The 25901-nt window shown below is 69.3% G+C and carries 24 protein-coding genes; 5 read left to right on the top strand and 19 right to left on the bottom strand.

Annotation, left to right across the window (positions count from 1 at the left end):
* Positions 1-30: 30 nt before the first annotated feature.
* The 13 genes from DE149_RS11635 to DE149_RS09340 form a co-directional block, all read right to left on the bottom strand.
* Positions 31-186 carry a hypothetical protein gene (locus tag DE149_RS11635; protein WP_155643142.1) on the bottom strand — a complete coding sequence of 52 codons (156 nt, stop codon included), beginning with the start codon at positions 184-186 and terminating at the stop codon, positions 31-33.
* 33 nt (positions 187-219) lie between these two features.
* The gene (locus DE149_RS09395; protein WP_147084473.1) at positions 220-1086 is read right to left on the bottom strand and encodes a hypothetical protein; all 867 of its coding nucleotides are present in this window, start codon (positions 1084-1086) and stop codon (positions 220-222) included.
* Positions 1087-1129: 43 nt separating this feature from the next.
* The gene (locus tag DE149_RS09390; protein WP_049147454.1) at positions 1130-1726 is read right to left on the bottom strand and encodes a DinB family protein; all 597 of its coding nucleotides are present in this window, start codon (positions 1724-1726) and stop codon (positions 1130-1132) included.
* 23 nt (positions 1727-1749) lie between these two features.
* Positions 1750-2091 (bottom strand): alpha/beta fold hydrolase, encoded by a 342-nt coding sequence (locus DE149_RS09385; protein ID WP_049147456.1) that lies wholly within the window; start codon positions 2089-2091, stop codon positions 1750-1752.
* A 220-nt stretch (positions 2092-2311) separates the two neighbouring features.
* Positions 2312-3529: a Fic family protein gene (locus DE149_RS09380; protein WP_049147458.1), complete on the bottom strand. Its 1218-nt coding sequence runs from the start codon at positions 3527-3529 to the stop codon at positions 2312-2314.
* A gap of 99 nt (positions 3530-3628) precedes the next feature.
* Positions 3629-5281, bottom strand: coding sequence for an RNA-binding domain-containing protein (locus DE149_RS09375; RefSeq protein WP_041104878.1), 1653 nt, complete (start codon positions 5279-5281; stop codon positions 3629-3631).
* A gap of 111 nt (positions 5282-5392) precedes the next feature.
* Positions 5393-5758 (bottom strand): hypothetical protein, encoded by a 366-nt coding sequence (locus tag DE149_RS09370; RefSeq protein ID WP_041104845.1) that lies wholly within the window; start codon positions 5756-5758, stop codon positions 5393-5395.
* A 49-nt stretch (positions 5759-5807) separates the two neighbouring features.
* Complete coding sequence (locus DE149_RS09365) at positions 5808-6287, bottom strand: RES family NAD+ phosphorylase (RefSeq protein WP_049147460.1); 480 nt, start codon at positions 6285-6287, stop codon at positions 5808-5810.
* Between the two features lie 52 nt (positions 6288-6339).
* Positions 6340-7047, bottom strand: coding sequence for a hypothetical protein (locus DE149_RS09360; RefSeq protein WP_041104841.1), 708 nt, complete (start codon positions 7045-7047; stop codon positions 6340-6342).
* A gap of 47 nt (positions 7048-7094) precedes the next feature.
* Positions 7095-7721, bottom strand: coding sequence for a GIY-YIG nuclease family protein (locus tag DE149_RS09355; RefSeq protein ID WP_049147462.1), 627 nt, complete (start codon positions 7719-7721; stop codon positions 7095-7097).
* Positions 7718-8767: a restriction endonuclease gene (locus DE149_RS09350; RefSeq protein ID WP_041104874.1), complete on the bottom strand. Its 1050-nt coding sequence runs from the start codon at positions 8765-8767 to the stop codon at positions 7718-7720. The genes DE149_RS09355 and DE149_RS09350 overlap by 4 nt, the downstream gene beginning before the upstream one ends.
* 414 nt (positions 8768-9181) lie before the next feature.
* Entirely contained in the window at positions 9182-9784 is a 603-nt protein-coding gene (locus DE149_RS09345) for a helix-turn-helix domain-containing protein (protein WP_049147464.1), read from the bottom strand.
* Between the two features lie 164 nt (positions 9785-9948).
* Entirely contained in the window at positions 9949-10533 is a 585-nt protein-coding gene (locus DE149_RS09340) for a GNAT family N-acetyltransferase (RefSeq protein ID WP_049147466.1), read from the bottom strand.
* A 51-nt stretch (positions 10534-10584) separates the two neighbouring features.
* On the opposite strand from DE149_RS09340, the gene DE149_RS09335 reads away from it, so the two are divergent.
* Both DE149_RS09335 and DE149_RS09330 read left to right on the top strand, forming a co-directional pair.
* Positions 10585-11781, top strand: a complete 1197-nt coding sequence (locus tag DE149_RS09335) for a GNAT family N-acetyltransferase (RefSeq protein WP_233490734.1) — start codon at positions 10585-10587, stop codon at positions 11779-11781.
* A gap of 97 nt (positions 11782-11878) precedes the next feature.
* The gene (locus tag DE149_RS09330) at positions 11879-12886 is read left to right on the top strand and encodes an IS481 family transposase (RefSeq protein ID WP_113914396.1); all 1008 of its coding nucleotides are present in this window, start codon (positions 11879-11881) and stop codon (positions 12884-12886) included.
* Positions 12887-13070: 184 nt separating this feature from the next.
* Here DE149_RS09330 and DE149_RS09325 read toward each other — a convergent pair whose 3' ends face one another.
* Positions 13071-13520, bottom strand: coding sequence for a hypothetical protein (locus DE149_RS09325; protein ID WP_041104837.1), 450 nt, complete (start codon positions 13518-13520; stop codon positions 13071-13073).
* 312 nt (positions 13521-13832) lie between these two features.
* Between DE149_RS09325 and DE149_RS09320 the strand changes: the two genes are divergently transcribed.
* The 3 genes from DE149_RS09320 (at position 13833) to glpK (ending at position 17935) form a co-directional block, all read left to right on the top strand.
* Positions 13833-15608: a glycerol-3-phosphate dehydrogenase/oxidase gene (locus tag DE149_RS09320; protein ID WP_049145090.1), complete on the top strand. Its 1776-nt coding sequence runs from the start codon at positions 13833-13835 to the stop codon at positions 15606-15608.
* The gene (locus DE149_RS09315) at positions 15586-16308 is read left to right on the top strand and encodes an MIP/aquaporin family protein (RefSeq protein WP_010079813.1); all 723 of its coding nucleotides are present in this window, start codon (positions 15586-15588) and stop codon (positions 16306-16308) included. The genes DE149_RS09320 and DE149_RS09315 overlap by 23 nt, the downstream gene beginning before the upstream one ends.
* Positions 16309-16402: 94 nt before the next feature.
* A complete protein-coding gene (gene glpK / locus DE149_RS09310) occupies positions 16403-17935 on the top strand; it encodes a glycerol kinase GlpK (RefSeq protein ID WP_049145088.1) in 1533 nt (510 codons plus the stop codon).
* Positions 17936-18134: 199 nt separating this feature from the next.
* On the opposite strand, the gene DE149_RS09305 is transcribed toward glpK, so the two are convergent.
* The 5 genes from DE149_RS09305 to DE149_RS09285 all read right to left on the bottom strand — a co-directional run bounded on the left by DE149_RS09305 (position 18135) and on the right by DE149_RS09285 (position 25756).
* The gene (locus DE149_RS09305; RefSeq protein WP_233490733.1) at positions 18135-18596 is read right to left on the bottom strand and encodes a hypothetical protein; all 462 of its coding nucleotides are present in this window, start codon (positions 18594-18596) and stop codon (positions 18135-18137) included.
* 130 nt (positions 18597-18726) lie between these two features.
* Positions 18727-19509 (bottom strand): GIY-YIG nuclease family protein, encoded by a 783-nt coding sequence (locus DE149_RS09300; protein ID WP_049145083.1) that lies wholly within the window; start codon positions 19507-19509, stop codon positions 18727-18729.
* 215 nt (positions 19510-19724) lie between these two features.
* On the bottom strand, positions 19725-23150 hold the full coding sequence (locus tag DE149_RS09295; RefSeq protein WP_228070676.1) for a DEAD/DEAH box helicase family protein: 3426 nt from the start codon (positions 23148-23150) through the stop codon (positions 19725-19727).
* 54 nt (positions 23151-23204) lie between these two features.
* Complete coding sequence (locus DE149_RS09290; RefSeq protein ID WP_080981675.1) at positions 23205-24287, bottom strand: restriction endonuclease subunit S; 1083 nt, start codon at positions 24285-24287, stop codon at positions 23205-23207.
* Positions 24284-25756 carry a class I SAM-dependent DNA methyltransferase gene (locus DE149_RS09285; protein ID WP_002857768.1) on the bottom strand — a complete coding sequence of 491 codons (1473 nt, stop codon included), beginning with the start codon at positions 25754-25756 and terminating at the stop codon, positions 24284-24286. Before DE149_RS09285 ends, DE149_RS09290 begins: the two co-directional genes overlap by 4 nt.
* Positions 25757-25901 lie beyond the last annotated feature (145 nt).

Genomic DNA, 25901 nt, shown 5'->3' with positions numbered 1-25901 from the left:
TAGGCGCCCTTGCGATGGATCGCTGAGCCCTCACCGCGCCAAGATCCACCGGTCCTCTGGGCCGAAATTGTGGAGGTCGTCGCAGACGAAGCCGCGTAGCCACGGGACGTGGTCCACGACGCGCCGGTACAGGCCGCGGTGCACGCCGGACTCGTCGCCGATCAGCTGCTCAGCGGACACGTTCATCTCGACGCCAACCGCGCACAGGCGGGCGGGGCTTCACGCCTCGTCGGGCGCCCGGTCCTCCGCGTCGGCGATGACATCCTCCAGCGCCTGCAGGTGGGGTTCGGCGTCGTCCCCGGCGCCCAGGTCGGCCAGCGCGAGGCGGAGGGCCTCGAGCAGCTCGCCGGCCTCCGGGTCCGCGGCGGCGGAACTCCAGCTCTCCCGCCAGGGCTCCTGGGTGGAGTCCTGCTGCTGGAGGAAGATGAGCCGCTCGACGTCGTCGGCCGGGATCTTGAGTTCCTCACCCCACGCCTGCATGGTCTCCACGTACGTGGCGTACTTGCGGGGGCAGGTCCAACCGCCGCCGATCCGGACGTCGACGTCCTTCACATGCTCGGCGAACCAGGCGCGCACCACGGAGTCGAGGACGGGGGCGATGTCGGACTCCCGGTGGGCCTTGGTGAGGAAGTAGAGGTACTTGGTGCCGAAGGCCGCGCCGAGGTGCTTGAGGCAGCCAACCCCGCTCTTGCGCTGCTGCCGGATGTGCTCGAAGGCCGCGGGCCCGCCCTGCTCGAGGGTGATGCGGGTGACGTCGGCGAGCTGCTCCTCGAACCCGGGCTGCGCCATGATGCGCTCCACCCGGGAGGGGCCGTAGCCGACCCGTCCGTACCCCCACACCATCGCGGCGATGAAGGCGTCCCGCTGCACGGCGAGGTCCTCGGCGGTCACCTTCGCGGCGTAGCCGGTGACGACGGCGCGGGTCAGCGGCTCGCACTCGAGGCAGGCGGGCAGGTCGGGCACGTGGGCCGTCCAGTGATCGAAGGACCAGCGCGTCGGCTCGTCGGCGGGCCTGCCAGCGGCAGCCCAGGCATCGAATGAGCGCTGGAGGGCAGGTGGTAGGGCGGCAGCGGGAGTACTCGTCATGGCCACACCGTAGGCCCTGGACCAGCACGGGAGGCATGTGCCTTCAGTTAAGGCCCGGCCCACCGCTCCCCTCCGCGATGGCGGTCAGACGGCCCACGTGGGCGGCCCAGCGGTCGGCGTCCCACGGGGGCAGGTTGTTCCCCGGGGAGCGCAGGCCGGCCTGCCCGTCGATCTGCTCCCGCAGGATGTCCGCGTGGCCGGCGTGCCGGGCCTCGTCCAGGGCGACGTGCGCGATGATCTGCGCGAGCGTGACCTCCGCCTTGTCGTCGGGCCACCACGCCACCCGCCCGGGGGCGTCGGCGCCGAGGGCCGTGATGGTCGCGTCCGCGTGGGCGAAGCAGCGGCGGGCGAACTCGAGGACGTCCTCGAGGGACTCACCCTCGGCGGCGAACATGTCCACGTTGTCCTCCTCCGGCTGCCCCGCCGCCGCCCAGGGCAGCTGCACCTCGGCGGGGCGGCCGAACGTCTCGCCGAAGTACTCCAGCTCGATGACGGCGGCGTGCTTGACCAGTCCCAGCAGGTTGGTGCCGGTGGGAGTGCGCGGCAGGCGGGCGTCGCGCTCGCTGAGGCCCTCGAGCTTCTGGAGGAGGGCCGCACGCTGGCGGCGCAGCCCGTCGTGGAGGATCTGCTTGTGGTCCATGAGGTGATCCTGCCCCAGAGCAATCAGGCCGCGAACCCCCGCACGAGCTCCGCCACCCGCTCCGGCGCGTCCAGGTGCACGTCGTGCCCCGCGCCGGGCACTTGCACGTGCCGCACATCCGGGCGCCGACGCCGCATCTCGTCCAGCTCTCCGGCGGGCACGTACCCGTTCTCCCCGGTGATCAGCAGGGTTGGCGCGGCGATCTGCCCCCATTCCTCCCACCGGGGCCGCTCGTGGACGGGCCGCAGGGCGGCCTCCAGCACGTCGACGTCGAAGCGTGGCACCCAGCCGGCGTCGACGTCCCGGGTGGAGCGCGGGGAGGGCGCGATTGCGGGCGGCCCCGCCCCTGACTGGCCGTTGCGCACCGCGCGCCTGACGCTGCGCCCACCCCGGGAGGACGACCTTGGCTGGCCCTGCCGGATCGGTGTCTCTGGTGGTGGGGAACGTGGGCATGCCCGTGGGGACGTGATCCTGTGGCTGACGGACCGCGAGTCATCCCGCGGGCCTCACCTCGTGTGTTCGCCTGACCATGGCCGGGGCACTACATACGGCACTGAGGCTGGTCCGCCCGGTAGACCACCCCCGTCAACCCCGCCGGCCCGCACGCGCGGCGAACTCGTCCAGACAGGCGAGCACCTCGGTGGCCAGCCACACCCGGTTCCGACGCTGAGCGGACGCGGCCTGCAGAGCGCCGGCCTCGACAAGCTGGTCCACGGCCCGCTGGGCGGCCGGGCGCGAGACACCCAGCGCCTGGGCCAGATGGTCCACGGTCACGGCGGGTTGCGCGATGATCACCGCGAGCGCCCGCCAGACCGCCGCGTCCCGCCGGGCGGTGAGCCGCTCGCGCCAGCCGGTCAGGGCCTCGTCCAGGTCCGCGACGAGCTCTCGGCCGTTGCCGACGGCGGCCAGGGCGGCCTGCGCGAAGCGGCGCACGATGGGCGCGGGGTCGCCGTCGCGGTAGGCGGTGAGGGCGTCGAAGTATCCGGCCGTGTCCGTGAGGAGTCCCGATGAGAGGGGCACCCCCATACGGGTGATCGCGCCGGCCCGGTGCAACACGGCGTGCACGAGGACGCGCCCGGTGCGGCCGTTGCCGTCCGCGAACGGGTGGATGGTCTCGAACTGGGCGTGCGCGATGGCGGCCTGCACGAGGGCGGGTACGTCCGTGCGTCGCAGATAGGCGAAGAGATCGTCCATCCCGGCACGCAGGCGCTCCGGGTGGGGCGGGACGAACTGCGCCGTGTGCGGCGTGGGCGCCCCGCCCCCGATCCACCCCTGCGCATCGCGGTAGGCGCCCGGCCGGGCATGCTCCTGACCGTCCATGAGGGCACGATGGGCGGCCAGCAGGGCAGGCTCATCCAGGTCGGCGGCCAGCCGGGAAGCAGCGCCCATGGCCCTCACGTTCGCCGCCACGAGCGCTGCGTTCGGGCGGGTGCGTTCGCCGAGAGTCGCCAGAGCCAGGGCCCGCGCGCCCGCGGTGATGTGCTCGATCTGCGAGGAGGACGCGGACTCAGTGCGCAGGAGCACCGCGTCGATCGGGGCGATCTCTCCAGTGAGCCCCGGGAGGGCGTGGCTGATCTCAGCATCGAAGCGCACGACGGCGGCCGTCGCCTCCTCGACCTCGGTCGCCAGATCAGAGGGCAGGTCGAGCCCGAGTCGGGCGATGCGGGCCGGGAGCGCGGCTCGATACGGGCCCGAGGCGCGCACGCGAGCGTGCCGGGTGAGGATGCCGGCGTCGTCGGGGTCCGCGGTCCAGGGGCGCTCCTCCGAGCCGATGGCCGTACTGGTAGTCCGATCCGTACCCATACGGGCATCCTACGCAACGATATGGATCGATCGTTGCGTAAGAGCCATCATTGTGCACGGACACTGCTGAGCCGCGCGATCGCCTCGGCGCGCAGCGCACTACGAGCCCGGGAGCACGTAGTGCGCTGCGCGCCGCTCCCCACGCAATTCGAGGAGGCCTTCTTCCGTCATGCTCTTGAGCACCGCTCTCGCTGCCGTGGGCGCGATCTGGCACAGTTCAGCGGCCTTGCTTCGGGTAATGGACCCGAACTCGCGGACGTAGTCAGCGATCAGCCGGCGCTGCTGGAACCTGTCAACAGGGCGAAGTCGCATGTAGGCGGCCCTGTCTTCAGCCAGCTCGTAGAACCTCGCCGTCAGCATGTACCGCTGCGCCCGGCCGTTCCCACGCGCTTCCAGGACGCCGGCCTCGACGAGCGCGGTAGCCGCTCCGCGCACGTCCGCCACGGGCAGTCGAAGCCACTCCGCCACATCCGCCGAGCTGGCAGGCCCTCCGTGCTTGATCCCGTGGACCATTCGCAGCTCTGTCAGTGTCAGTGCGCGCTGGCCCTCGTTCTGCCTGCGGGCAAGGAAGATCAGCAACTCCCTGTCCTCGTCACCCAAGGGGACGTCGACGATCACGGACCGCTGCGTGGAGCGGCCGTAGTCCGGTGCGCCACGGCCGGCTCGGAGCTGCGAGGCGAACATGTCCTGCACGCCCTTTCCCCTGCGCTCGACGAGCCCGGCGCGCTTGAACACATTCGCCAGGGCAGGGCTGCGGGGAGCCGAGCGGTTCAGGATGTTGGCCGGTGAGACGTCACGGGGGAACCCGCCAGGGCTTGCGACGGAGAACGTGGACCCGGTGAGGGTCACCTGAATCGGCCCCACTTCGGCGTAGTCGCGGTGTACCAGTGCATTGGCGATCGACTCGCGTCGCACACTCTCTGACAACAGGGGGACATCCACACGGACGAGACCCACCTCTACGGGTGTGACGGAGTTCCGCAGTGCCAAGCGCGCCTCGATCTCCTCGAATGCACTCAACAGGGGAAGCAGCAGGTCTTCGTTTGCCTCTAGACCATGGGGCCGGGAGTCCTGGAAGAGGACTTCTGCGGTGGGCGCCCACCGGCGCAGGGCCTCTGACATGCCGAAGACAAGAATCGCGCCGAGGCTGATGCCGCCGTCGGGGGTGAGGAGGTCCAACGCCCGCAGCAGCTCCGCATCGGCGAGCTCCGCCAGCCCTTTGTCGCCGGCGGACTGGGCGGCGAGCCGCCGGAACCGATCGAACTCGCCTGGATCGAGGTGTGCCCACTCTGCTCCGCGCGCTTCCGCCCGGGCATAGTCCAGCCCGATCCCGTCGAACCCGGCCCGCAGGACGTCCATCGGTGTCATCGGCATGCACGCGGGGCGACCGTCCGGCCCCACGAGGCGCTTGACGAACAGCCCCTTGCGCGTACCGACGAACGAGGACTTCGCCTGGGGGACGGTGATGACCGCCACGTCTTTGCCCTCCCAGGGGACCACCTCGACGTCCACGCTCAACGGTGGCTCGATGCCGTTCTGGATGCGTCCAGCCAAGAGGTCTGCGTCCACAGGGCCGCCGTGGTCCCCCGTCGCCCCGACGACGGTGCCGTCGTCATCAACACCGACGAGGATCAGGCCCCCGGTTCCGTTCGCCATGCAGACGACGGCCTGGTAGAGGTCGTCCTTCCCCAGCCGTCGCTTGAACTCGACGTCCAGGGTCTCGCCCGCGGCGAGGAGAGGTCCAAGATCCATGCCATAAGTATCCATAGTTATGAAGTGATGGACCATCGTTCGCTCATGCTTGCCATAACTTTGAGCATCTTTGGTGCGCGAAACGCCCCGTAGCTCCTCTCGCGCCCCCTTTCACCCCGCCGGGCGCAGCCGCTCCGCGGGCAGGGTCAGAGTGATGCTCGCGGCGGGGTCGATGCTCTTGGCGACCTCCCCGACGGCGCCGTCCACCGTGGGTGCGATGGTCACCTGCGTGCGCGTGACCTCCTGGATGCGCACCCGCACGGGTTCGCCGATGCCGTCGGCCGGGTCGAGCAGCCAGTCCTCAGCGAGCGCACGCAAGCCGATCGTGTCGAGGACAGCCTCAGCCTCGTGCAGTTCCATGGGCTCGCTTCGGCGTCGGTGGAGGAGGTCGTGCGGCACGAAGAGGTCACCGACCATCTCGATGTAGCCGACGTGCTCGCCGTCGTCGGAACGCAGGTGGTCGAAGATGGCGGACATGGGGCCAGAGTAGCCGCGGGGATTGAACGTCCGAGGGGAGCCGTTCGCGTCACAACGTGCGCGTCACCCGGGGTGTGCCATCCTCGTTCCACCGGAACAGGGTCAGGTGCCACAGCCCGGGGGCCGTGCGGGACGGGTCGATCAGCCCGTGCGCACCGGCCTCCTCCAGGCGGCGGCGGACCGCCCACGACGACGGCTCCTCCCCCACTTCCACGGCCGGCTTCCACGGGGCCATGGCGGCGGCGAGGTCGACGCCGAGAGCCGCGAGCGCCTCGGCGTCGCGCAGATCCACGATCCGTTCGGCGTGGACGTCGAAGGTCAGCAGCTCGCGCGGCGGGGTGGTCGCGTCCGTGTGAGCAACCATGGCCGCGTCCACTCCCTCCGGTGAGGAGCTGAGGTAGAGCGTGGGTGCGTCCGGCGGCGAGTACCGACCGGCGGAGCGGGAGCCGCGAAGGGCGCTATCGACGAACCGGGCCTCCACGGCGCGGTAGAACGTGCCAGCGACCGCGGTGAAGGGCGAGGGGGTCATGAGGTCACCCTGCCGGGGAGACGGACCGGCTGTAGGCCGGGTTCTGTGCTTCTCAATCGTCGGTCTCGTCCTTGCGACGCACAGGACGACCGGACTCCATGCGCCAAATCGCGTGGTCCAGGGCGGTGAAGCCGGTGCCCAGTCGACCCGCGACGTTCTCCACCAGCTCCGAAGCCTGTTCGGCATTGACATGGTCACCGACGACGCGCCGCACATACCGCAGAATCATGCGGTCGGCCTTGACTCCCGGTACACCGCAGAGCATGAGGAAGTAGCCCCAGGTGAGGCCAGAACTCTGTCCTGGCAGGGCTAGCCATTCAGTGCACGCGGGCGACGACAGCCGGTCCTCCCGATCCATCAACTGATCTCGCACCTGGACGACAGTCTCAAGACCATGCCGCTGGAGGATCTGGGCGGCGCCATATGCGGCAACCGCCTTAGGCGGAGCACCGTCAGCCGACGACGTCTTCCACTGATTGGTGTTGTCGACGAGTCCGTCGATACCACCCCACCGTCCGACAGCCTCGACGAGGTCCGTGGCGGTATCGGTGTCTGGGGAGCCGCCTTCTGCGGTCCGGGCCGCCCGGTACTTGTTCACCAGGTTGATGACACCGGTGTAGTGATTCCCGGTCGAATAAATGGAATCGAGCACAGCCAACGCGACACTCTCGTACCCGTCCGGCTCGTACCAGTCGGTGGCATCCTCGCCGATCTCACTGCGTACCGCTGCCTCGAGGGCATCAACCTGATGGGTGTCCATTTCGTCAGGCTAGACGTGGGATCTGAATCTGTCAGGGGTCCACTCTGTCAGCCAGTATGGGTCATGGCCAAGCCCACCATTACTTTCCGCGCCGCCTTCAGCAGCGGCCGCGGGCCGGCGTGGGTCAGGTTCAGCGGCGGGTTCAGCTCCGCGATCACCTCTCGTTCTACGACGGCCAGCACCACGTTCGACGGCGGCCTCCAGACGCGCAGTGCCAGGTGCTCGGTCATCCACGTGGTCAGCCGCAGGTCCGACTCCCCCGTCAATGCGAACGTGGCCGGCGCCGTCGAGGTCGCCGATGCCGTCGCCCGTGGGACGGGCACCAGTCCCAACTCGTCCCGCAGCAGCGCGGCGAACGATCTCCGCACCGTGGACCACCCGGTCTTCCCGGTCCCGAAGTGCTGCCGCACGTCCCGCTGGGCCAGGCTCTTCTCCGCCTTGCCGACGTAGAGCAGGCCGCCGGGGCCGACCGGCGCGTCCAGCGTCCCGGCCTCCACACACGACGGTGTCACCTCGGAGATCGCGTACAGACCGCGCCCCTTCGGAAACTCCACACCGTCCGCTGTGACGGCCTTGACGCCACCAGGCGCGGTCTCAGCCCGCTCCACTCGGAACACCGGCCCGTTCAGCAGCGCCTCCCGCGCCTCGGCCACCAGCACCTCGGGCGCCGTCACCCCTCGTCCTCCAGCACCCACACCTGCTGCAGCGGGATCCGCGCCCGCGTGGAGGCCGGCAGCCGGTCGTAGGTGAGGAAGAGCTGATCGAGCAGCGCGTCGGCGTCCCAGATGCGCATAGTCGTACGGTCGCGTTTGAACTCCAGCTCTGCGGGTCGAGTCACCCCACCCCAGGCCACGAGGAGCGCCTGATCCGCCCGGTGCTGTGTCATCGCAGAGTGCAGCCCCCGCAGCACCCGGGAACCGATCGGGGTCGGCTCGGACTTCACCTCCACGATCAGCGTCGGCGCGTCCAGCCCCAAGGGTCCGGTGCCCGCGATGATGTCCACGCCGCCGTCGGGCCCGGGTGGCGAGACTTCACACCTAAAGCCGAGCACCGTGAGGATCTCCGCGACCAGGTGGGTCAGCTCGTGCTCGCGGAACTCCCCGGCCACATGGGCGCGGATACGGTCTCGGATGGCGACGACGGTCGGTGCCGTCTCGGGGTCCGTCACCTCGGTGGTGGTGTGGTCGGCGGGGGTCGCCACCGGACGGGGCAGCCCCTCTGTGAACCCGGGGTCGGGCTTTCCTCGAGCGATGGCCTCGAGTCGGCGTTCGGCGTCGTTCCGGCTCGGCTGGAACACGGTGAGGCTGCCATTGAGGGTGTGGACGAGGTCCTGGCCCACCACGGTCTTGGAGACCGGCTCCCCCAGCCAGTCCACCGGCAGGGAGTGGCTGCGGTGCAAGCCAGCCTCGGCCGCGTCGTGGGCGTATGCGCCGGTGACGCGTCCGAACTGCACGTAGCCGGGCTTGGTCTTCAGCGGCAGGATGACGAGGTCACCCGGGCGGATGGAGTCCCGGAACGCCCAGAGCTGGCCGGTGTAGTTGGCCCAGCGGGCGGCGCCGTCGCCGGGGTAGGCCTCCTCCACGCGACGGCGGACGTCCTCCCGGGATGTGGCGGGTGAGAGGTCACCGATCTCGGGCCAGCCCACGCTCATGCGCCCGTGCTCGATGTTCCAGTGCTCGTTCTCCCCCCGCTGTCCCGCGCGGACCACCCATGCGCTCATCGCCACTCCTTCCTCGCTCTCACCTTGCATACTCAGCGCGTCGATCTTCGCAGACCGCTGCTGCCGCACCAGTGAGAGCAGGCCGCGCCTCACAGCGACTCCGCCGAGGCCGAGACCCGTCCGTGTCGGGCGCGGCCGCGACGACGTGGCCCGGCTCCTGCGGGCAGCGGCCTCCGGCGTGAGGTTGAACGGTCGCCACGGGCTGCGACATCGGGCTGGCAGATGCAGTGGTACGCCCCCCCGGTCAGGTCAACGGGACCAGACTGCACGCGGGCTGCATGCGCGAGGAACTCGCTAGACGTCGGCGCCCTGCCCCGCGGCACGGAGGTGAGCGCCCGGGGCCGAGGGCACAACGACCTCCTCACCCAGGACCGAGGCAGCGACCGGAGGAGCAGTTGGCCGGCCGCGGTCTGGTCAGAGGGGGCGGCTCGTTCGACGGAACCGGTCCGCCCCGACGGTGAACGTGCGACCCTCGACGGGTTCCGGCAGCTCCTTGCCCTCGACGGCCTGGGGCGTGACGCGAGCGAGCACATGGCGGTTCTTCTCCTCCACCAGGTAGTAGGCGTCCCGGTTGCTGAGGCTGTCGCTGAGACCGAAGAGTCCGTAGGGGGTGTCGAAGGCGAGCATCAGCCCCCACTCGAGGAACTCCTGCACCCGGTTATTGGACCGCATCCGCGCGAGGGGGTAGATGGCCGCGTCAGGGAAGGCCTCGCGCACGGCCCGGTGACTCTTCGCGCCCAGGGGTCGACCGGCCGGCTTGTACGGCTCAAGGGAGGCGACGTCCACGGGATGCCGAAGCACGGCGGGCGCCGCGCCGTCCCCGGTGCCGTCCAGCAGATGGTCCACGCTGACGCCGAACAGGGCTGCCATCGCCCGCAGGTTGTCCACGTCGGGGATGCCGCGTCCCGCCTCCCACTTCGTCACTGCCTGCCGGGAGACGTGCAGCCGGTCCGCAAGCGCGGCCTGGGAGAGCCCGTTGCGGGTGCGGAGCTCCTTGATGCGCTGGGTGAGTGCCATGGCCCTGTCCTTTCCTGGAGGAGACGGTCACAGTCTGCATCGGGTTGTCCACCCAGGGGTATGCGGCGGGACGGAAGGGGGCGCTACCTGCCGGCGCACACCGGCTACGCTGCGTTGCCCCCGCTCTGACATGGGCGTTTATGGGGTGGGGCGGGTAAGGCAGCTCAGACTCGCGCGAGGAACTCGGAGGCGAGCATCGCGTAGGTGACGCCGTCGACCCAGCCGCGCGTGAGGTGCAGCGACTCCTCCCGGAAGGTGCCCTCGTGTCGCAGGCCGACCTTCTCCATGACGCGCAGGCTGGGCGCATTGTCCGCGAAGGCCTCCGCCTCCACGCGGTGCACGCCCAGGCCTGTGAAGGCCAGCTTCAGCAGGGCGCCGGCGAGCTCGGTGGCGTAGCCCTGGCCGGCATGGGCCGGGTGGATGGTCCAGCCGATCTCCGCCTGTGCGTCGCGGGCCTCCTCGCGAGGGCCGCCCTGGCTCCACGCGTCCTGCACGGCCAGCTTCCCCACGCCCATGATCGCCTCGCCCGCGCGGACCGTCAGTCGGCCGCCGGCGGCGAGGTAGCTCTCCCGAAGCTCGGCGGCGGACCCAGCCCGCCCCGACGTCCACGTCCAGACCTCCTGGAGGCAGCAGAAGTCGAAGACGGCAGGGGCGTCGTCGGCGGCGAACGGGGTGAGCGTCAGGCGCTCGGTGCGCAGCGGGAAGATGACGCCGCGGCGCGCCGCGAGGTCGAGGAGGGGCGTGGCCATGGGGTCACGGCAGCGGGCGGCGGTGACGTCCCCTCCCCTACTCTCGGCCCCATGGACGTCACCTTCACTCCGCTCGACCCGGCAAGCGCCGACCGGGACGCGCTCGTCGCCCTGCTCACCGAGAACCCGTGGCCGTTCCACACGCGCCCGCGCGTCACCCGGCCGGAGGCGGAGAAGGCCGTCGATGGCGGCGCCTGGGAGGATGAGGACCACCGCACCTTCTGGATCGACCACGCCGAGCACGGCCGCGTCGGCGTGGTGCGCCTGGAGGACCTCACGGACCCCACCCCCTTGTTCGACCTGCGCGTGGCGGAGCGGTTCCGCGGGCGCGGGCTCGGCGCGCAGATCCTCACCGCGATCACCCGGCACGTCTTCGAGACGATGCCTGCGGTGGACCGCTTCGAGGGCCAGACCCGCGAGGACAACGTCCCCATGCTGCGCGCCTTCCGCCGGGCCGGCTGGGTCAAGGAGGCGCACTACCGGCGCGGCTGGCCCGTGGACGGCGGCGAGCCGCTCGCGTCCGTGGCCTACGCAATGTTGCGCCAGGACTGGGCGTCCGGCACGACGACGCCGGTCCCCGCCGACGTCGACGCCCCGCCTCCGGCGGGGCGCAAGGAGGGCGCGGCTGCGGGCGGCCGCGCCCCTGACTGGCCGTTGCCCACCGCGCGGCTGACGCTGCGGCCGCACCGGGAGGACGACCTCGGCTGGTTGCAGGAGATGTACATGCAGCCCGAGGTGGTGCGCCACCTGCTGGACGAGCCCTGGGACGAGGCGACCGCGCGAGCGAAGCTGGCCAAGCGGATCACGTGGGACGACCTCGGCGGCCCATCCGGGGCGGTGTCCCTGGTGGTGGAGCACGCGGGCGTCCCCGTGGGTGACGTGATCCTGTGGCTGACGGACCGCGAGCGCGGTGTCGCGGAGATCGGCTGGGCACTGGATCCGCGGCATGCCGGTCAAGGCTTCGCCCGGGAGGCCGCGGCTGCGCTGCTGGACCTGGGGTTCGAGACGTCTGGCCTGCACCGGGTGGTGGCACAGATGGATGCCCGCAACACGGCGTCCGCCCGACTGGCCGAGACGCTCGGGATGCGTCGAGAGGCACACCACCGGCAGGACCTGTGGAGCAAGGGCGAGTGGACGGACACCCTCGTCTACGCGATGCTCGCGAGCGACCGGGGAGGTGGGGGGCCATCTATGACGGCGAAGACAACGTCAGCTCCGGAAGAACCGCCTAGGTGTTGTGGGTCATGAGGTTCTTGCCACGGGGTACGGGCTGAGATGAGACGAGCGGGCCTCTCCCGCAGGATGGAAGTTCCTACACCACCGACCTGCCCGAAAAGACCCGCTCATGACTCACGCTAACGCACCCCTGACCCCCACCGGCCGACTCAGGATGGTCCACCGCCACCTGCACGACGGGATCCCGCAGGCACACGTGGCCGCCGAGTTCCGGGTGAGCCGGCCCACGGTGGCCACCTGGGTCGCCCGCTACCGCGCCCAGGGAGAAGCCGGCCTTCAGGACCTGCCCAGCCGGCCGCACCGTTCACCTGCCCAGCTCGATCCGGTCCTGGTCGCCCAGATCCACGCCCTGCGGCGGGAGCGCAAGTGGTCCGCACGGCGCATCCATCACCACCTCGCCTCCGAAGGCCACCAGCTGTGCCTGCGCACCGTGGGCAGGTGGATGCACCGGCTGGGCATCTCCCGGTTGCCAGACCTCGCGCCCACGGGTGAGGACCTGCGCCAACGACCACAGAAGATCACCGCCCGCGGCCCGGGGCACATGGTGCACCTGGACGTGAAGAAAATCGGGCGCATCCCCGAGGGGGGCGGCTGGCGTGCTCACGGCCGGGACTCCGAGAACGCGCGAGCGGCCAAACGCGGGCCTGGCCGACGGGTCGGCTACACCTACCTGCACTCGGCGATCGACGGGTTCACCCGCCTGGCGTACACGGAGGCGTTGGAGGATGAGCGGGCGGTGACCACGATCGGGTTCTTCTGCCGGGCGAGGGCGTTCTTCGCCGCTCACGGCATCACCGTGGACCGGGTGGTCACGGACAACGGCAACAACTACCGGGCCGTGGACTTCACCCGGAAGGTGGTCTCGCTCGGGGGCCGGCATCACCGGATCCGCCCCTACACCCCGCGTCACAACGGGAAGGTCGAACGCTACAACCGGCTGATGGTGGACGAGGTCCTCTACGCCCGCCCGTACTCCTCAGAGCAAGCTCGGCGTGAGGCCCTGGCGGTGTGGGTGAACCACTACAACTATCATCGGCCTCATACCTCCTGCGGAGACGCTCCTCCGGCCTCACTGGCACCGACCCGAGTCAACAACGTCATGCCCTCCTACACCTAGGACCCCGTGGCGAAAGAGAAATCCCCCACGTGCGCATCGTGGAGAGGCGTGGGGGATGCGGTGATGTGACCGTTCGCATCCATGCGCACCGAGGTCGGCGTGTCGGGGGCAATCCGTGCCGCCGAACGGACTTCTACGCTCACCCCATGCAGCTCGAGACCGTGAGGGGATGGACTCGTGAGGCTCACCAGGTGCGCGGACCGAGATCCTCGAGGATCTCCAGGTCGAGAAGCCACTCGTCAGGGCGGGGAGTCTCGGGGAGCACCGGCTCGTAGGCGCCGACGTAGACGACCTCCCCCAAGCCGAGGCCGGTGGCCTCCTCCGGCTCCAGGATCGTCAGGTCAGCGTGGCCGGGGACGCGGTCGATCTCGGCGAGCCGCCCCGAGGGCCACACCTCGTGTACCGCCCTCACCACGGCCCGCACACGACGCAACGGGATCGACCCGGCGGGGCTGCCGTCGTCGTGATGGGTGACGACCCAGCCTGCAGAGGCCAGGGGCCCAGCCTGACTCACTCCCCGGGAGGGCAGCAGGATCAGCTCGTGGACTTCCCCCACGGCGATCGAGTCACCGCAGCATTCCTGCTCCCAGTCCGAGAGCGAGGCGCGGCCGACGGCGCCGACGGTGATGTCCATGGTCGGAGTGTAGGGGCGGGGCCTCACCCGTGGGCACGCGTCACCCGGGGCGCTCCGCCCTCGTTCCAGCGGAACAGGGTGAGGTGCCACAGCCCGGGGACCGTGCGAGACGGGCCACCTCCACGCGCACCGACGTGGCCCTGTACGAGCCGCTCGGGTTCCGCGAGACCGTACCCGACGCGTGCATACCCGCGGCCCGGGAGTGACATCATGGACCTCGGCTCGTGCTGATACCGGATCTCGTGACGTGACACCGGGTATCGTGAGCCACGCCACTACACTGTGTCTCCACTGATAAAGGAGCAACCCCCCATGCCGACCCTGCGAACCGTCTCCCTCTCCGCCGCCACGCGGGAGGATCACCTCGCCCGCCTCCGGGCCACCAGCCCGGAGGCCCCCCTCGACATCCTGATCGTGGGCGGCGGCTCCACCGGCGTGGGCGCCGCGTTCGACGCGGCCACCCGCGGCCTCGACGTGGGCATCGTCGAGGCCCGCGACTGGGCCTCCGGGACGTCGTCCCGCTCCTCCCGCCTCATGCACGGTGGCCTGCGCTACCTCGAGATGCTGGACGTCAAGCTGGTGTATGAGGCGCTGCGGGAGCGCGACCTGCTGCTCACCCAGACCGCGCCCCACCTGGTGCGCCCCCTGCGCTTCGTCTTCCCGTTCTTCCACAAGGTGATCGACCGCGGCTTCATCGGCGCCGGCGTCACCATGTACGACGCCATGCAGTCGCTCGGCCGCCGCCGCGCGATGGGCGCGCACCGCCATCTCAGCCGCCGCTCCATGGCCGCGACCTTCCCCTCCCTCGACGACGAGAAGATCGTCGGCGCGGTGGAGTACGCCGACGCCCAGTTCGACGACGCCCGCCTGGCCATGATGCTCGTGCGATCCGCCGTGGACCACGGCGCCGTGGCCGCCAACTACACCGCCGTCACCGGCTACCTGCGCGGCGACGACGGCCGTGTGCAGGGCGTGCGTGTCCGCGAGGAGACCTCCGGCGAGGAGTTCGACGTGCACGCGCGCGCCGTCATCCTGGCCGGGGGCGTGTGGACCCAGGAGCAGCAGGAGCTGGCCGGGGCCGACGGCGGCCTCGAGGTGCTCGCCTCCAAGGGCGCCCACATCACCGTCCCGCGCGACCGCATCCGCGCCGACGCCGCCACCGGCGTGATCACCAAGACGGAGAAGTCCGTGCTGTTCCTCATCCCGTGGGACGAGTACTGGGTGATCGGCACCACGGACACCCCGTGGGCGGAGGACGTGGCCCATCCGGCCACCACCGCGGACGACATCGACTACATCCTCGAGCACGCCAACGCGGTGCTGAAGGAGGACCTCACGCGAGACGACGTGATCGCCACGTACGCCGGCCTGCGCCCGCTCCTGCAGCCGGTCACCGGATCCGACGGCGGCTCCACCAAGATCTCCCGTGAGCACACCGTCACCGAGGTGGCCCCCGGCCTCACCGCCGTGGCCGGCGGCAAGTGGACCACGTACCGGGCCATGGCCGAGGACGTCGTGGACTTCGTGGTGCGCGAGACCCACCCGACCCGTCCCAGCCTCACCGAGCACATCCCCGTGCTCGGCGGCCTCGGCTACTCGGAGATCGAGGCGGAGGCGGACCGCATCGCCGCCGACTACGGCCTGGACGAGGCCCGCGTGGACCGGCTCCTGTTCCGCTACGGCACCGTGCTGCGCCACGTGCTCGACCTGATCGACGCCGACCCGTCCCTGAGCGTCCCTCTCGCCGAGGCGCCGCGCTACCTGCGCGCCGAGATCGTCCACGCCGCCCGGGCCGAGGGCGTCGTCCACCTGGACGACGTCATCGAGCGCCGCACGCGCCTGTCCACCGAGGTCCGTGACCGCGGCGTCGCGGCGGCCGCGGAGATCGCGTCCCTCGTGGCCCCCGAGCTGGGCTGGGATGAAGAGCGCATCGCCGGTGAGATCCGGGCGTACAAGGACCTCGTCGCCGCCCGCCTCCGCGGCGAGACCGCCCACGACGACGTCACCGCCGCCGCCGCGCTCGCAGCTGCCGACGCCGCCCCCGTCCACGGAAAGGAGCCCGTCCATGGGCACGATCTTCCTGCATGAGATCGCCGGCACGGCCATCCTCCTCCTGCTCGGCGTCGGCGTCGTCGCCAACGTCGTCCTGACGAAGACCAAGGGCAACGGCGGAGGCTGGCTGCTCATCAGCTTCGGCTGGGGGCTGGGCGTCTTCGCGGGCGTCTACGTCGCTGCCGCGACCGGTGCGCACCTGAACCCCGCCGTGACCGTCGGCCTGCTCGTCAGCGGCGCCGAGGAGTACGCCCCCGGCATCGCCGTGACCCTCGGCACCACGCTCGCGTACTTCGCGGCGCAGCTGATCGGCGCCTTCCTCGGCGCGGCCCTGGCCTGGCTGGCCTACCGCGACCACTACCAGGCGGAGACGGACCAGGGCGCGATCCTGGGCACGTTCGCCACAGGTCCCGAGATCCGCAACCCGCTGTGGAACATGGTCACCGAGGTGATCGCCACGTTCGTCCTGGTGTTCGTGATCCTGCTCTTCGGCTCCACCCCCTCCGGGCTCGGCCCGCTCGCGGTGGCCCTGCTCGTCGTCGCGATCGGCGCGAGCCTGGGCGGCCCCACGGGGTACGCCATCAACCCGGCGCGCGACCTGGGCCCCCGCCTGTTCCACGCTGTCGCGCCGATCCGGCACAAGGGCGGCTCGGACTGGGGTTACGCCTGGGTGCCGATCGTCGGCCCGCTCGTCGGCGCCGTCCTGGCCGGCCTCGCCGCGCCTCTGTTCGTCTGAGCGGTCTGCCCGTCCAACCCCGGCGGGCACGTTCCCCGTCGGGAACGTGCCCGCCACCCCCACACCCCCGTGACCACCTCCGAAGGAGTAGGACATGACCACCCCCCGCTACGTGATGGCCATCGACCAGGGCACCACGTCCACGCGCGCGATCCTCTTCGACCACAGTGGGGCCATCGTGTCCACTGGTCAGCGCGAACACGAGCAGATCTTCCCGCGCGCCGGCTGGGTGGAGCACGACCCGGTGGAGATCTGGACGAACACCCGCGAGGTCATCGGCGAGGCCCTGGCCCGCGCCGAGGTGACCCGACACGACGTCGCCGCCGTGGGCATCACGAACCAGCGTGAGACCACCGTGGTGTGGGACCGCAACACCGGCAAGCCGGTGTACAACGCCATCGTGTGGCAGGACACCCGCACCGACCACCTCTGCGAGCGCCTGGCCGGCGACGTCGGCGCGGACCGCTACAAGGAGCGCGTCGGGCTGCCCCTGGCCACGTACTTCTCCGGCCCCAAGGTGGCCTGGATTCTGGAGAACGTGGACGGTGCCCGGGAGGCCGCCGAGAACGGCGACCTCATCTTCGGCACCACGGACTCGTGGCTCGTGTGGAATCTCACCGGCGGCGGCGAGGGCGGCCGGCACGTCACCGACGTCACCAACGCCTCCCGCACCATGCTGATGAACCTGGACACCCTCGACTGGAACGAGGAGATCTGCGCGGACATGGGCATCCCGATGTCCATGCTTCCGGAGATCGTCAGCTCCTCCGCCGAGGTGGGCACCGTATCCGGCCAGCAGCTGCTGCGCGAGACGCCGATCACCGGCATCCTGGGCGACCAGCACGCGGCGACCTTCGGCCAGGCGTGCTTCGAGGTCGGCCAGGCCAAGAACACGTACGGCACCGGCAACTTCATGCTGATCAACACCGGCGAGGAGCCGGTGCACTCGGACAACGGCCTGCTCACCACGGTGGCGTACCGCATTGGCGACCAGAAGCCGGTGTACGCGCTGGAGGGCTCGATCGCCGTCACCGGCTCGCTGATCCAGTGGCTGCGGGACAACCTCGGGATGATCGGCAGCGCCCCGGAGGTCGAGACCCTGGCCGCCGGCGTGGAGGACAACGGCGGCGTGTACTTCGTCCCCGCGTTCTCCGGCCTCTTCGCCCCGCACTGGGACGCCGCGGCCCGCGGCGTCATGGTGGGCATGACCCGTTACGTCAACAAGGGGCACATCGCCCGCGCGGCGCTCGAGGCCACCGCCTTCCAGAGCCGCGAGGTCCTGGACGCCATGAACGCGGACTCCGGCGTGGACCTGACCGAACTGAAGGTCGACGGTGGCATGGTCGCCAACGAGCTGCTCATGCAGTTCCAGGCGGACCTGCTGCGCGTGCCCGTCGTGCGCCCCAAGGTCATCGAGACCACCGCTCTCGGCGCCGCCTACGCCGCAGGCCTGGCGGTGGGGTTCTGGGCGTCCCAGGACGAGCTCGTGGCCAACTGGGAAGAGGACAAGCGCTGGGAGCCCACCACGGACGAGGAGGAGGTTGAGCGCGCCCTGCGGCTGTGGAAGAAGGCCGTGGAACGCTCCCGCGACTGGGTCGACGAGGACGTCGAGTCGGCCCAGGGCTGACCGTCCGGTCCGTAGGCCGGTCCGGCCGGCTCCGTGCGCCCCGGGCCGGTCCGGGCCGGTCCGGCCCCTCCGGAAGGACCCCGTGCAGCACTACCCCCTCGTCGGCCGCCTGCGCGCGGAGCGGGGCGGAGTCGGTGCCGCTGCCATCGGCGCAGTGGCCAGGCCCGAGGCGCCCGGCTGCTCCGACGTCAAGCTGTCCTCACCCAGGGCGTCCTCTTCCCCCGCCGCTTCCGCCCAAGGCGGCGGTGGACAGGCAGGCGAAGTAGTCCGCATCCACGTTCCGGCTGTCCTTGATGGCGCTCCGATGTGGAATCTCCTCGGAGAGGTTCTCCTCGTCCGCGTTGTTTGCCGAAGCCACCACCTTTTCGAGGCCGGCCACCTCGGGCCGGAGTTCGCGCGCCCGTCGTCGCATCCTGCCCTGGCCGGTCCACTCATGGGTGCGTTCGGTGAGGGCGTCGAATGGGTTCTCACACGCCGACAATCGGCGTGCTCGTTCGACGACGTTGGACGCCAGGATGTCCCTGAGCATCGTCGTCTTGCCGGTCCCGGGTGGGCCGTTCACACCCATCAGACCTGGCCCGCCCGCCTCGACGACCTCGGCCCGCGCGATGACATCAATGCGGGCGGCTTGCAGATGCCCCGTGTGCTCGCGGGCAGTCATATTCGAGGAATTCAGCGGTGACTGCTGTGCCTGGATGGCGCACTTGCCCTCCTCCCCGAGGCTCGGCGGGGGCAATCCATCCCCCCTCCCGTCTGCCCTTCGCTCTCTCCCCCCGGACAACGACGTCCGTTCAGTTCCGGTTCAGCCCGAACCGGCGCGTCATCAGAGCGTCCTTGTAGTGCTTCTCCGCGGCGTCGATCTGGGCCTGCGGGGTATTGGAGCCGAACACGCGCAACAGGCTGAACGTGTACGGCTCCGGCTGGTCGGGGTCGAGCTCCAGGGCATCCCGGAGGGCGACGTTCCCACCATGCCCGTCACGGGCGTAGGCCTCCCACCGTCCGAGCACACCACGCTCACCGTCGGCCTTGCCGACGTGGCACCGGCCCGCGGTCTCGTCGGCGATCAGGTAGATCCCGCGTACGGCCTCCAGGGCGGTGCGCCAGCCTGCGTAGCGAGTCTCGGTCACCATTGACTGCAGGTCCCCGTAGCTGAGCAGCACATGGTCGAAGCCGGGGAACGCCTCGGTGGTGGGGTCGGCGATCTCGAGGACGGGGAAGCGCGCCGCCAGGGGGCCGCGCTTGGCCCAGTTCACGGGGTCTGCGGACCACTCCACCACCAGGCGCTCCTCGAGGGAGGCCAGCAGCGGCACCGGCGCAACGTCGTAGTACCGGTACCGCTCCGTGCGCTCAGCCACGACCTCCCCGCGGTTCTCGTACACGGCGGTGAGGCGAGAACGACGTCCTCCCTCCCCCATGAAGATCAGCCAGTGGCGGGCGGGCTCCTTCGGGAACTTCCCCACGTGGTGCTGCTCCCGTGTGTAGGCGAGCACCCGCTCCGGCGTGGCCGCCGCCCGCGATGGCAGCCCCGACTCCTTGTAGGTGTGGCGGATGGCCAGGATGGTGGATGAACTCATTGACCGGGCCAACGAAAAAAAGACCTCGAGAACCAACGTTTCCTCGCCGGTCTGGCCCACGAGCAAATGCGTGCGGTCCTGAGCACCACGGGCCTAGCCCATTGGCACAGCAGGCATCATCGCAGTCGCCGCCATCACTGGTCCGGATGGGCTCAGACAGATTGGTCAGATGTTGCCCCAGGTCGCTCAGCGCGCCGTCCGCAAGTAGTCCGTCCTCAGGCCACCTTCCCCGCTTCCACCTCGGCCCGCGCCCGCACCTCGGCCAGTACGGCCACCACGGCGTCCGCAGCATCCTGCGGATACACGGCATCGACGCCACCCAGTGCGAGATACGGGTCCTCGTAGAGCCGACCCGGGTCCACCACGCCGTTGCGCACCAGGTCGTCCACGAGCATGCGGGTGAAGCGGATCTGGCGCGTGGTCCACCTGCCCTCGTCCAGGAACGCGGCCAGCGCCTCTTCCGCGGCCCGCCGCTCCAACCCCACAAGACTGCGCACGAAGACGCCCAGCTCGGCGCCGGCGTGCTCACGCACCCAATCCAGCTCCGGCCGGTCAGATCCGCCCGCCGCCACCAGCATGCGACCGAGCTCCTCGAGATCCGTGGCCGTCAGCGGCTGGTTGCCGCGGAGCTTCCGCAACGCCAGGGTGTCCTCCTCGGCGCGCAGGAAGGCCATGGCCTTCTCGCGGTAGCGCTCCCAATTCATGCCCGGCCGTGCCGGCACCACGACCACCTCGTCGATCTCCCCCAGGGTGTCCACGAAGTCCGTGTACACCGGTGAGGAGCTCAGCCTCGGCAGGAACACCACCAGTCCGCGCAGGCTCTCCCGCAGCGCCTCCACGTCAACGACGCCAGCGCCTTCCCACCACAGGTCTTCCGCAACGGAGCGCAGCAGGGACTCTTCCACCTTGACGGCTGGGATAGCCAGCTGACTCAGCAACGCACCCGCGACCTCCTGGACGGATCTGCGGCAACGCTCCGCCAGGGCGGCATCACCGTCCAGGGTGGCCAACTGCCAGCGCAGGGTCACGAGGTCGAAGCGCTTCGCTGCTTCGTCCGGGTCACGCAGCGTGGAGGGCAGTCCGGCCACATGGTCGGCGAGTTCGTCGACATCCTCGGCGGTCACCGCGGCCCACGCATCGGGCTCGGACCAGCGCTCCACGTGGCGCCGGTGCTTGCGCACCAGCAGGTTCTGCATCGGCATGCCCTCCACGTAGGAGTGCAGCCAGGTGGCGTGGGCCTGGCGTACGACGCTGGCCGAGCCCGCCTCCCCATCGCCCTCGCGCGCATCCAGGGCCGCCACAATCCCGGCCCGTGCCTCGAACAACCGCTGGGTAAGGGACTTCTGCACGGAGGACCCCGGCTCGGGGAGATCCTGGTTGAAGTAAGGCAGGTTCTCTCCGAAGTCGAAGACGGTGAAGTTCTTCTTGTCCTGCCCGGGCCCGAACAGATCGGGACACAGGCGGGTGCCGCGGCCGATCATCTGCCAGAACTTGGTCTTGGAGTGGACCACCTTGAACAGCACCAGGTTCACCACCTCAGGGATGTCCACCCCGGTGTCCAGCATATCCACGCTGATGGCGATATGTGGGGCCTTGTCCGAGTCGGAGAAGTCATCCAGCAGTGCGTCGTTGAACGCGGTCTTGCTGGTGATCACCCGTGCGAACGTCCCGCCCAGCTCGGGGAACCGCGCGTTGAATCGACGCTCGATGAAGTCGGCATGATTCTGGTTCTTCGCGAACACGATGGTCTTGCCGAGCCGGTCACCGCCGGCCACCTTCTGACCGCGCTCCATGAGCAGCTCCAGGACCTTGTCCACGGTGTCTTCGTTGAAGAGGAACCTGTTGACCTGCTCGGAGTCCACGCTGTCCGGGGGGCCGTCCTCGCCCCAATCCAGCGCGTCCCACTCGGCCTTCTCCTCGTCGGAGAGGTCGGCGTAACGGATCCCCTGGCGCAGGAACTCCGTCCCCGCGGACACCCCCAGCGGCGGCACCAGGTACCCCTGCTCCACGGCCTCCTCAAGGTCGAAGGCGAAGGTGGGCACCCCGTCCTCGAGGTGGAACAGCCGGTAGGTGTTGTGGTCCACCTCGTCCTTGGGTGTAGCGGTGAGGCCCACCAGCAGGGAGTCGAACCAGTCGAAGATCGCGCCGTACTTCTGATAGACGGAGCGGTGGGCCTCGTCGATGATCACGAGGTCGAAGTACCCGGCGCCGAACCTCCGCGTCCCACCGTCCTGCCCGTCGTGCTCCAGCAGATTGAGCATGGTCGGGTAGGTCGCGGTGTAGACCCGCCCCTCCCCGCGCTTCTCGTCCTGCAGGTTCACGACGGCGGTGTCCGGCAGGTTCGCGGCAAACGCCCGTTTGGCCTGCCGTACCAGGGCCGTCCGGTCCGCGAGGAACAGGACCCGCTTGACCCAGTTCCCCCGAATCAGCTGGTCCACGAGGGCGATGGCGGTCCGGGTCTTGCCGGTGCCGGTGGCCATGACCAGCAGGGCATCGCGCTGGCGGGCGGCGAGGGCCTGCCCGACGGCGGAGATCGCCTCCAGCTGGTATGGCCGTCCCGCGATGTCCACGTTGACCGGCACGTCCGTAAGGTCCTGGCGGACGGTACGCCGCTGGATGAGGCGCTCGAGCTCGTCGGCGGTGAAGAACCCTTCAATCTCACGGGGCGGGTAGCCGCCGGCCTCGCCGAAGGCCGCATCGTCCCAGAACCAGTGGTCATAGCCGTTGGTGTAGAAGATCAGCGGGCGGCGAGCGAACTGCGCTTCAAGGGCGTCAGCGTATCGGCGGGCCTGTTCCTGGCCTTCGAGCGCGCTCTTGGTGGTGCGCTTGGCCTCCACCACGGCCAGGGGCAGACCATCGGCTCCCCAGAGAACGTAGTCCACACGCCCGGTGCCGCCGGGGGTGGGCAACCCGGTGACGGGGTACTCGCGGTCGCGAGCCTGGTCGAGGGGCCACCCGGACTCGGCGAGGAGGAGGTCGATGAAGAGAGAGCGGGTCTCCGCCTCTGCGTAGTCGTAGTCGTGAAGGTCGGGGAGTTCGCTGGTGGTGGCGGCGGCCTGGGCGGCGGCGATCTGCTCCCGCAGGGCCTGGATCTCGGCCTCGTACGCGGCGGCCTGCTGCTCGTTCTGCTCGCGGAGACGGGCGTTGTCCTCGTCCTGCTTCTTGAGCCGGGCAATCACGGCGTCGAGCTGCTCCACGCTCATGGCGGCCTTCTGCGGGGCAAGTGCGTGGTCGAACTGCGCACCGGTGGGCACGGCCTCCGGGTGCGGGCCGTGGTGGAACGCGGCCCAGACGAGCACGTGGAACAGCTCGCGCAGGATGGTGAGGGCGGCGCGGGCATCCAGCACGGAATCCTTGTGAACGGCGTTGTTGCCGGCCTTACGGAGGAAGTTGAGCTTGTCCACCACCGGGCGTCCGGCCAGGCCGGTGAAGGCTACCCCGTTGATGAGGCCGGAGAGGTCGGTCTTGTACGGGTCCTCGAGGCGATGGGTGGCGTAGACGAACTCGACGACCCGTTCGACGCAGCGCCGGGCATAGAACGCGGCCGCGCGCGGGTCGGTGCTCATGTAGCCCTCGGCCTGCGCAGCGTCCTCGTGAGCAACGGGGAGCGCCCGCTCCACCCAGTCCATGTTGCCTGCCATCAACACCCTCTCCGGCAGCTCACCACCGAGCCGCCCACTGTCATCCTGCCGGATTCACAGCTCCCCGCGGAATGCCCTGTGTTGGAGCGACGCGAACAGCTCGTCCTCCAACGCCAGTGCCCGCTCGACACGCGCTCGCTGCACGTCGATCTTCTCGACGACGGCGGCGAATTCTCTCTGCATATCGAGAGACACGTCCGGGATACGCAACTGCAACGTCCGTTTGATGTTGAGGTTGCTGATATTCGTCGTCTTATTGCCAAAGCTTCGCACGGTCGCTTGGACTCTGTCACTGTTGAACCAGGCGTAGAGGAAAGTCGGGTCGACGTCGGGGCCGGGACGAAGCGCTGAAACGAATCCGCCGATAGCCGACGGCTCCGGCAGGGAGTCAACGAAACAGCATTTTCCTACGAGGTTGTAGCTGTTCGCACTGGACACTAAGGTGTCCCCCTCTTGCAGATACTTTGCCTCGTTCTTGATGAGCTCTGCCGGGATGCGAATAAGATCCGAACTGTCCAGGCGCTTCTGCACATTCTTCGTACGCATCACGGGGACACCTGACTCAGCCACATCTTCGGGCTTGAAGGTGACGCCTCGTACGAAAGACGCAAGCTCCGATAGGGGCTGCCCGGGACCGGCCTCCCGGACGCGATCAGCGAACGCCACCTGGACAAGAGCAGCCAGTCGCTCGAGTTGCGCCCGCCGGCGCGACCGCTGCTCGTCAGCCTGGTCCAGAATCGCCGAAATGCGCCTTTGCTCCTTGAGATCAGGAAGCCTAATCGAGAGACGATACACATCATCCCGATTCAATCCTGGCACTGCCGCTGATTTATTCATTCCCTTGAGACCGAGAGCGCTAAGGATCCAATACAGCCACCGAAGATCGACGCCCTCCCCGAGAGGCACCGCCTCGTAGGCAGTATCTATAGGCCAAACATCACCGGGCACCCAGGTGACCGACCCGATTGACCCCTTCCTTCCTACGACAATCGCGGGGCCCGAACTGAGGGCTTGATCATGGAACCCCACGACGCCACTGGAGCCCACGACGGCAACAGGCCCCCCTCGGCGATCACCCTGTTTCAGCGCTTTCCCGTACTTAAGGGAAACAATGTCACCCAGCTTCACCGTCTTCACCGCAGCATCCCCTTGAGCTCCGCAGTCCCAGCGGCAATCTCGGCGTCGAGCTGTTCGAGGTCGACGAGGATCTCCAGCGGGTCCCGGTGCTCGACCTCCTCGATCTCCAACTCCTTGTACCGGTTCAGGGAGAGGTCGTACCCCTGCTCCACGATGTCCGCCTTGGGCACCAGGAAGGACTGCGCGGTCCGCGGCCGGTCCTTCTCTCCTGCCGGGTTCTGCCACCGCTGAACGAGGTCCGGCAGGTCGTTGGCCTCCACCGGCGTGCGCTTGTCGTCCAGCGAGAACCCATCGGCGCGGACGTCGTAGAACCAGACGTCGTCCGTGCTGCCGGGACCGTCGTTGCGGAAGAAGAGGATCGCCGTCGAGACCCCTGCGTAGGGCTTGAACACACCCGCAGGCAACTTCACCACCGCCTGCAGGTGATGGTCCTCCACCAGCATCCGGCGCAAGTCCTTGTGGGCCTTAGACGAGCCGAACAGCACCCCCTCCGGGACGATCACCGCCGCACGACCGCCCGGCTGCAACAGCCGCAGGAACAGGGCCAGGAAGAGCAACTCCGTCTTCTTCGTCTTCACCACGCGCTGCAGGTCAGAGCTGACGCCCTCGGCGTCGAGGGACCCGGCGAACGGCGGATTGGCGAGGATCAAGCTGTATTTGCCAGCGTCGCCGTCGCTAGCACCCTGGGCCAGGGAGTCCCGGTACGCGATGTCCGGGGACTCCACCCCGTGCATGAGCATGTTCATGCTGGCGATGCGCAGCATGGTGCTGTCGAAGTCATATCCGTGGAACATGCGCCGGTTGAAGTGCAGCCGCTGGTTCATGTCAAAGAAAAGTTCCGGGTGTTCCTCCCGCAGATACTCCGACGCGCCGACGAGGAACCCTGCCGTGCCACATGCCGGGTCCACGATCACGTCCTCCGGGGTGGGCGCCGTCATCCGCACCATGAGGTCGATGATGTGCCGCGGCGTGCGGAACTGGCCGTTCCGTCCCGCGGTGGAGAGCTTGGAGAGGAGGTATTCGTACAGGTCACCGGTGGTGTCCCGGTTTGTGAGGGGAAGCTTGTCGATCAGATCCACGGCGGTGGCGAGCATGCGCGCGTTGGGGATGGTGAAGCGGGCGTCTCGCATGTGGTGCGCGTAAGTGGAGTCCTCCCCTCCAATCTGCTGGCCGAGACGGCGCAGGAACGGGAAGACCTCGCGGTCCATGCGGGCGAAGAGTTCGTCCGAGGCGACGTTCTTCAGCTGGTGCCAGCGGAGGTGCTGGTGGTCGGCGTCGAAGATCGTCGTCTCCACCGGTTGGTTCGTGCGGCGCGCCTTGGCCTCGGCTTGCGTCTGTGCCTCATCCAGGCGACGCAGGAACAGCAGGTAGGTGATCTGCTCGATCACCTCAAGAGGGTTGCTGATGCCACCCGTGGCGAAGGCGTCCCAGACGCGGTCAACCTGGTTTTTGAGAGTTCCGGTGATCACGACGCGAGTGTACGGGGTGGGGCTTACAGCGTCCGAGGCGATGACTAGGCGGGCGTGTCAGATGGTCTGTGTAAGCCGTACCGAGAGGAACGGTAAGAATCATGACCATGATCGACGAGAAGAACCCAGGCGAGCCCTCGGGCCA

The organism is Micrococcus sp. KT16, assembly GCF_003315015.1.
Lineage (GTDB): Bacteria > Actinomycetota > Actinomycetes > Actinomycetales > Micrococcaceae > Micrococcus > Micrococcus luteus.
The sequence above is the reverse complement of the archived record's forward strand: the minus strand, read 5'-3'. Positions and strand labels throughout refer to the sequence as shown.

Coding starts and splice junctions, on each gene's coding strand:
- DE149_RS11635 (WP_155643142.1), bottom strand. CDS start 186: ATGAACGTGTCCGCTGAGCAGCTGATCGGCGACGAGTCCGGCGTGCAC.
- DE149_RS09395 (WP_147084473.1), bottom strand. CDS start 1,086: ATGACGAGTACTCCCGCTGCCGCCCTACCACCTGCCCTCCAGCGCTCA.
- DE149_RS09390 (WP_049147454.1), bottom strand. CDS start 1,726: ATGGACCACAAGCAGATCCTCCACGACGGGCTGCGCCGCCAGCGTGCG.
- DE149_RS09380 (WP_049147458.1), bottom strand. CDS start 3,529: ATGGGTACGGATCGGACTACCAGTACGGCCATCGGCTCGGAGGAGCGC.
- DE149_RS09375 (WP_041104878.1), bottom strand. CDS start 5,281: ATGGATCTTGGACCTCTCCTCGCCGCGGGCGAGACCCTGGACGTCGAG.
- DE149_RS09370 (WP_041104845.1), bottom strand. CDS start 5,758: ATGTCCGCCATCTTCGACCACCTGCGTTCCGACGACGGCGAGCACGTC.
- DE149_RS09365 (WP_049147460.1), bottom strand. CDS start 6,287: ATGACCCCCTCGCCCTTCACCGCGGTCGCTGGCACGTTCTACCGCGCC.
- DE149_RS09360 (WP_041104841.1), bottom strand. CDS start 7,047: ATGGACACCCATCAGGTTGATGCCCTCGAGGCAGCGGTACGCAGTGAG.
- DE149_RS09350 (WP_041104874.1), bottom strand. CDS start 8,767: ATGAGCGCATGGGTGGTCCGCGCGGGACAGCGGGGGGAGAACGAGCAC.
- DE149_RS09345 (WP_049147464.1), bottom strand. CDS start 9,784: ATGGCACTCACCCAGCGCATCAAGGAGCTCCGCACCCGCAACGGGCTC.
- DE149_RS09340 (WP_049147466.1), bottom strand. CDS start 10,533: ATGGCCACGCCCCTCCTCGACCTCGCGGCGCGCCGCGGCGTCATCTTC.
- DE149_RS09335 (WP_233490734.1), top strand. CDS start 10,585: ATGGACGTCACCTTCACTCCGCTCGACCCGGCAAGCGCCGACCGGGAC.
- DE149_RS09330 (WP_113914396.1), top strand. CDS start 11,879: ATGACTCACGCTAACGCACCCCTGACCCCCACCGGCCGACTCAGGATG.
- DE149_RS09325 (WP_041104837.1), bottom strand. CDS start 13,520: ATGGACATCACCGTCGGCGCCGTCGGCCGCGCCTCGCTCTCGGACTGG.
- DE149_RS09320 (WP_049145090.1), top strand. CDS start 13,833: ATGCCGACCCTGCGAACCGTCTCCCTCTCCGCCGCCACGCGGGAGGAT.
- DE149_RS09315 (WP_010079813.1), top strand. CDS start 15,586: ATGGGCACGATCTTCCTGCATGAGATCGCCGGCACGGCCATCCTCCTC.
- glpK (WP_049145088.1), top strand. CDS start 16,403: ATGACCACCCCCCGCTACGTGATGGCCATCGACCAGGGCACCACGTCC.
- DE149_RS09305 (WP_233490733.1), bottom strand. CDS start 18,596: ATGACTGCCCGCGAGCACACGGGGCATCTGCAAGCCGCCCGCATTGAT.
- DE149_RS09300 (WP_049145083.1), bottom strand. CDS start 19,509: ATGAGTTCATCCACCATCCTGGCCATCCGCCACACCTACAAGGAGTCG.
- DE149_RS09295 (WP_228070676.1), bottom strand. CDS start 23,150: ATGGCAGGCAACATGGACTGGGTGGAGCGGGCGCTCCCCGTTGCTCAC.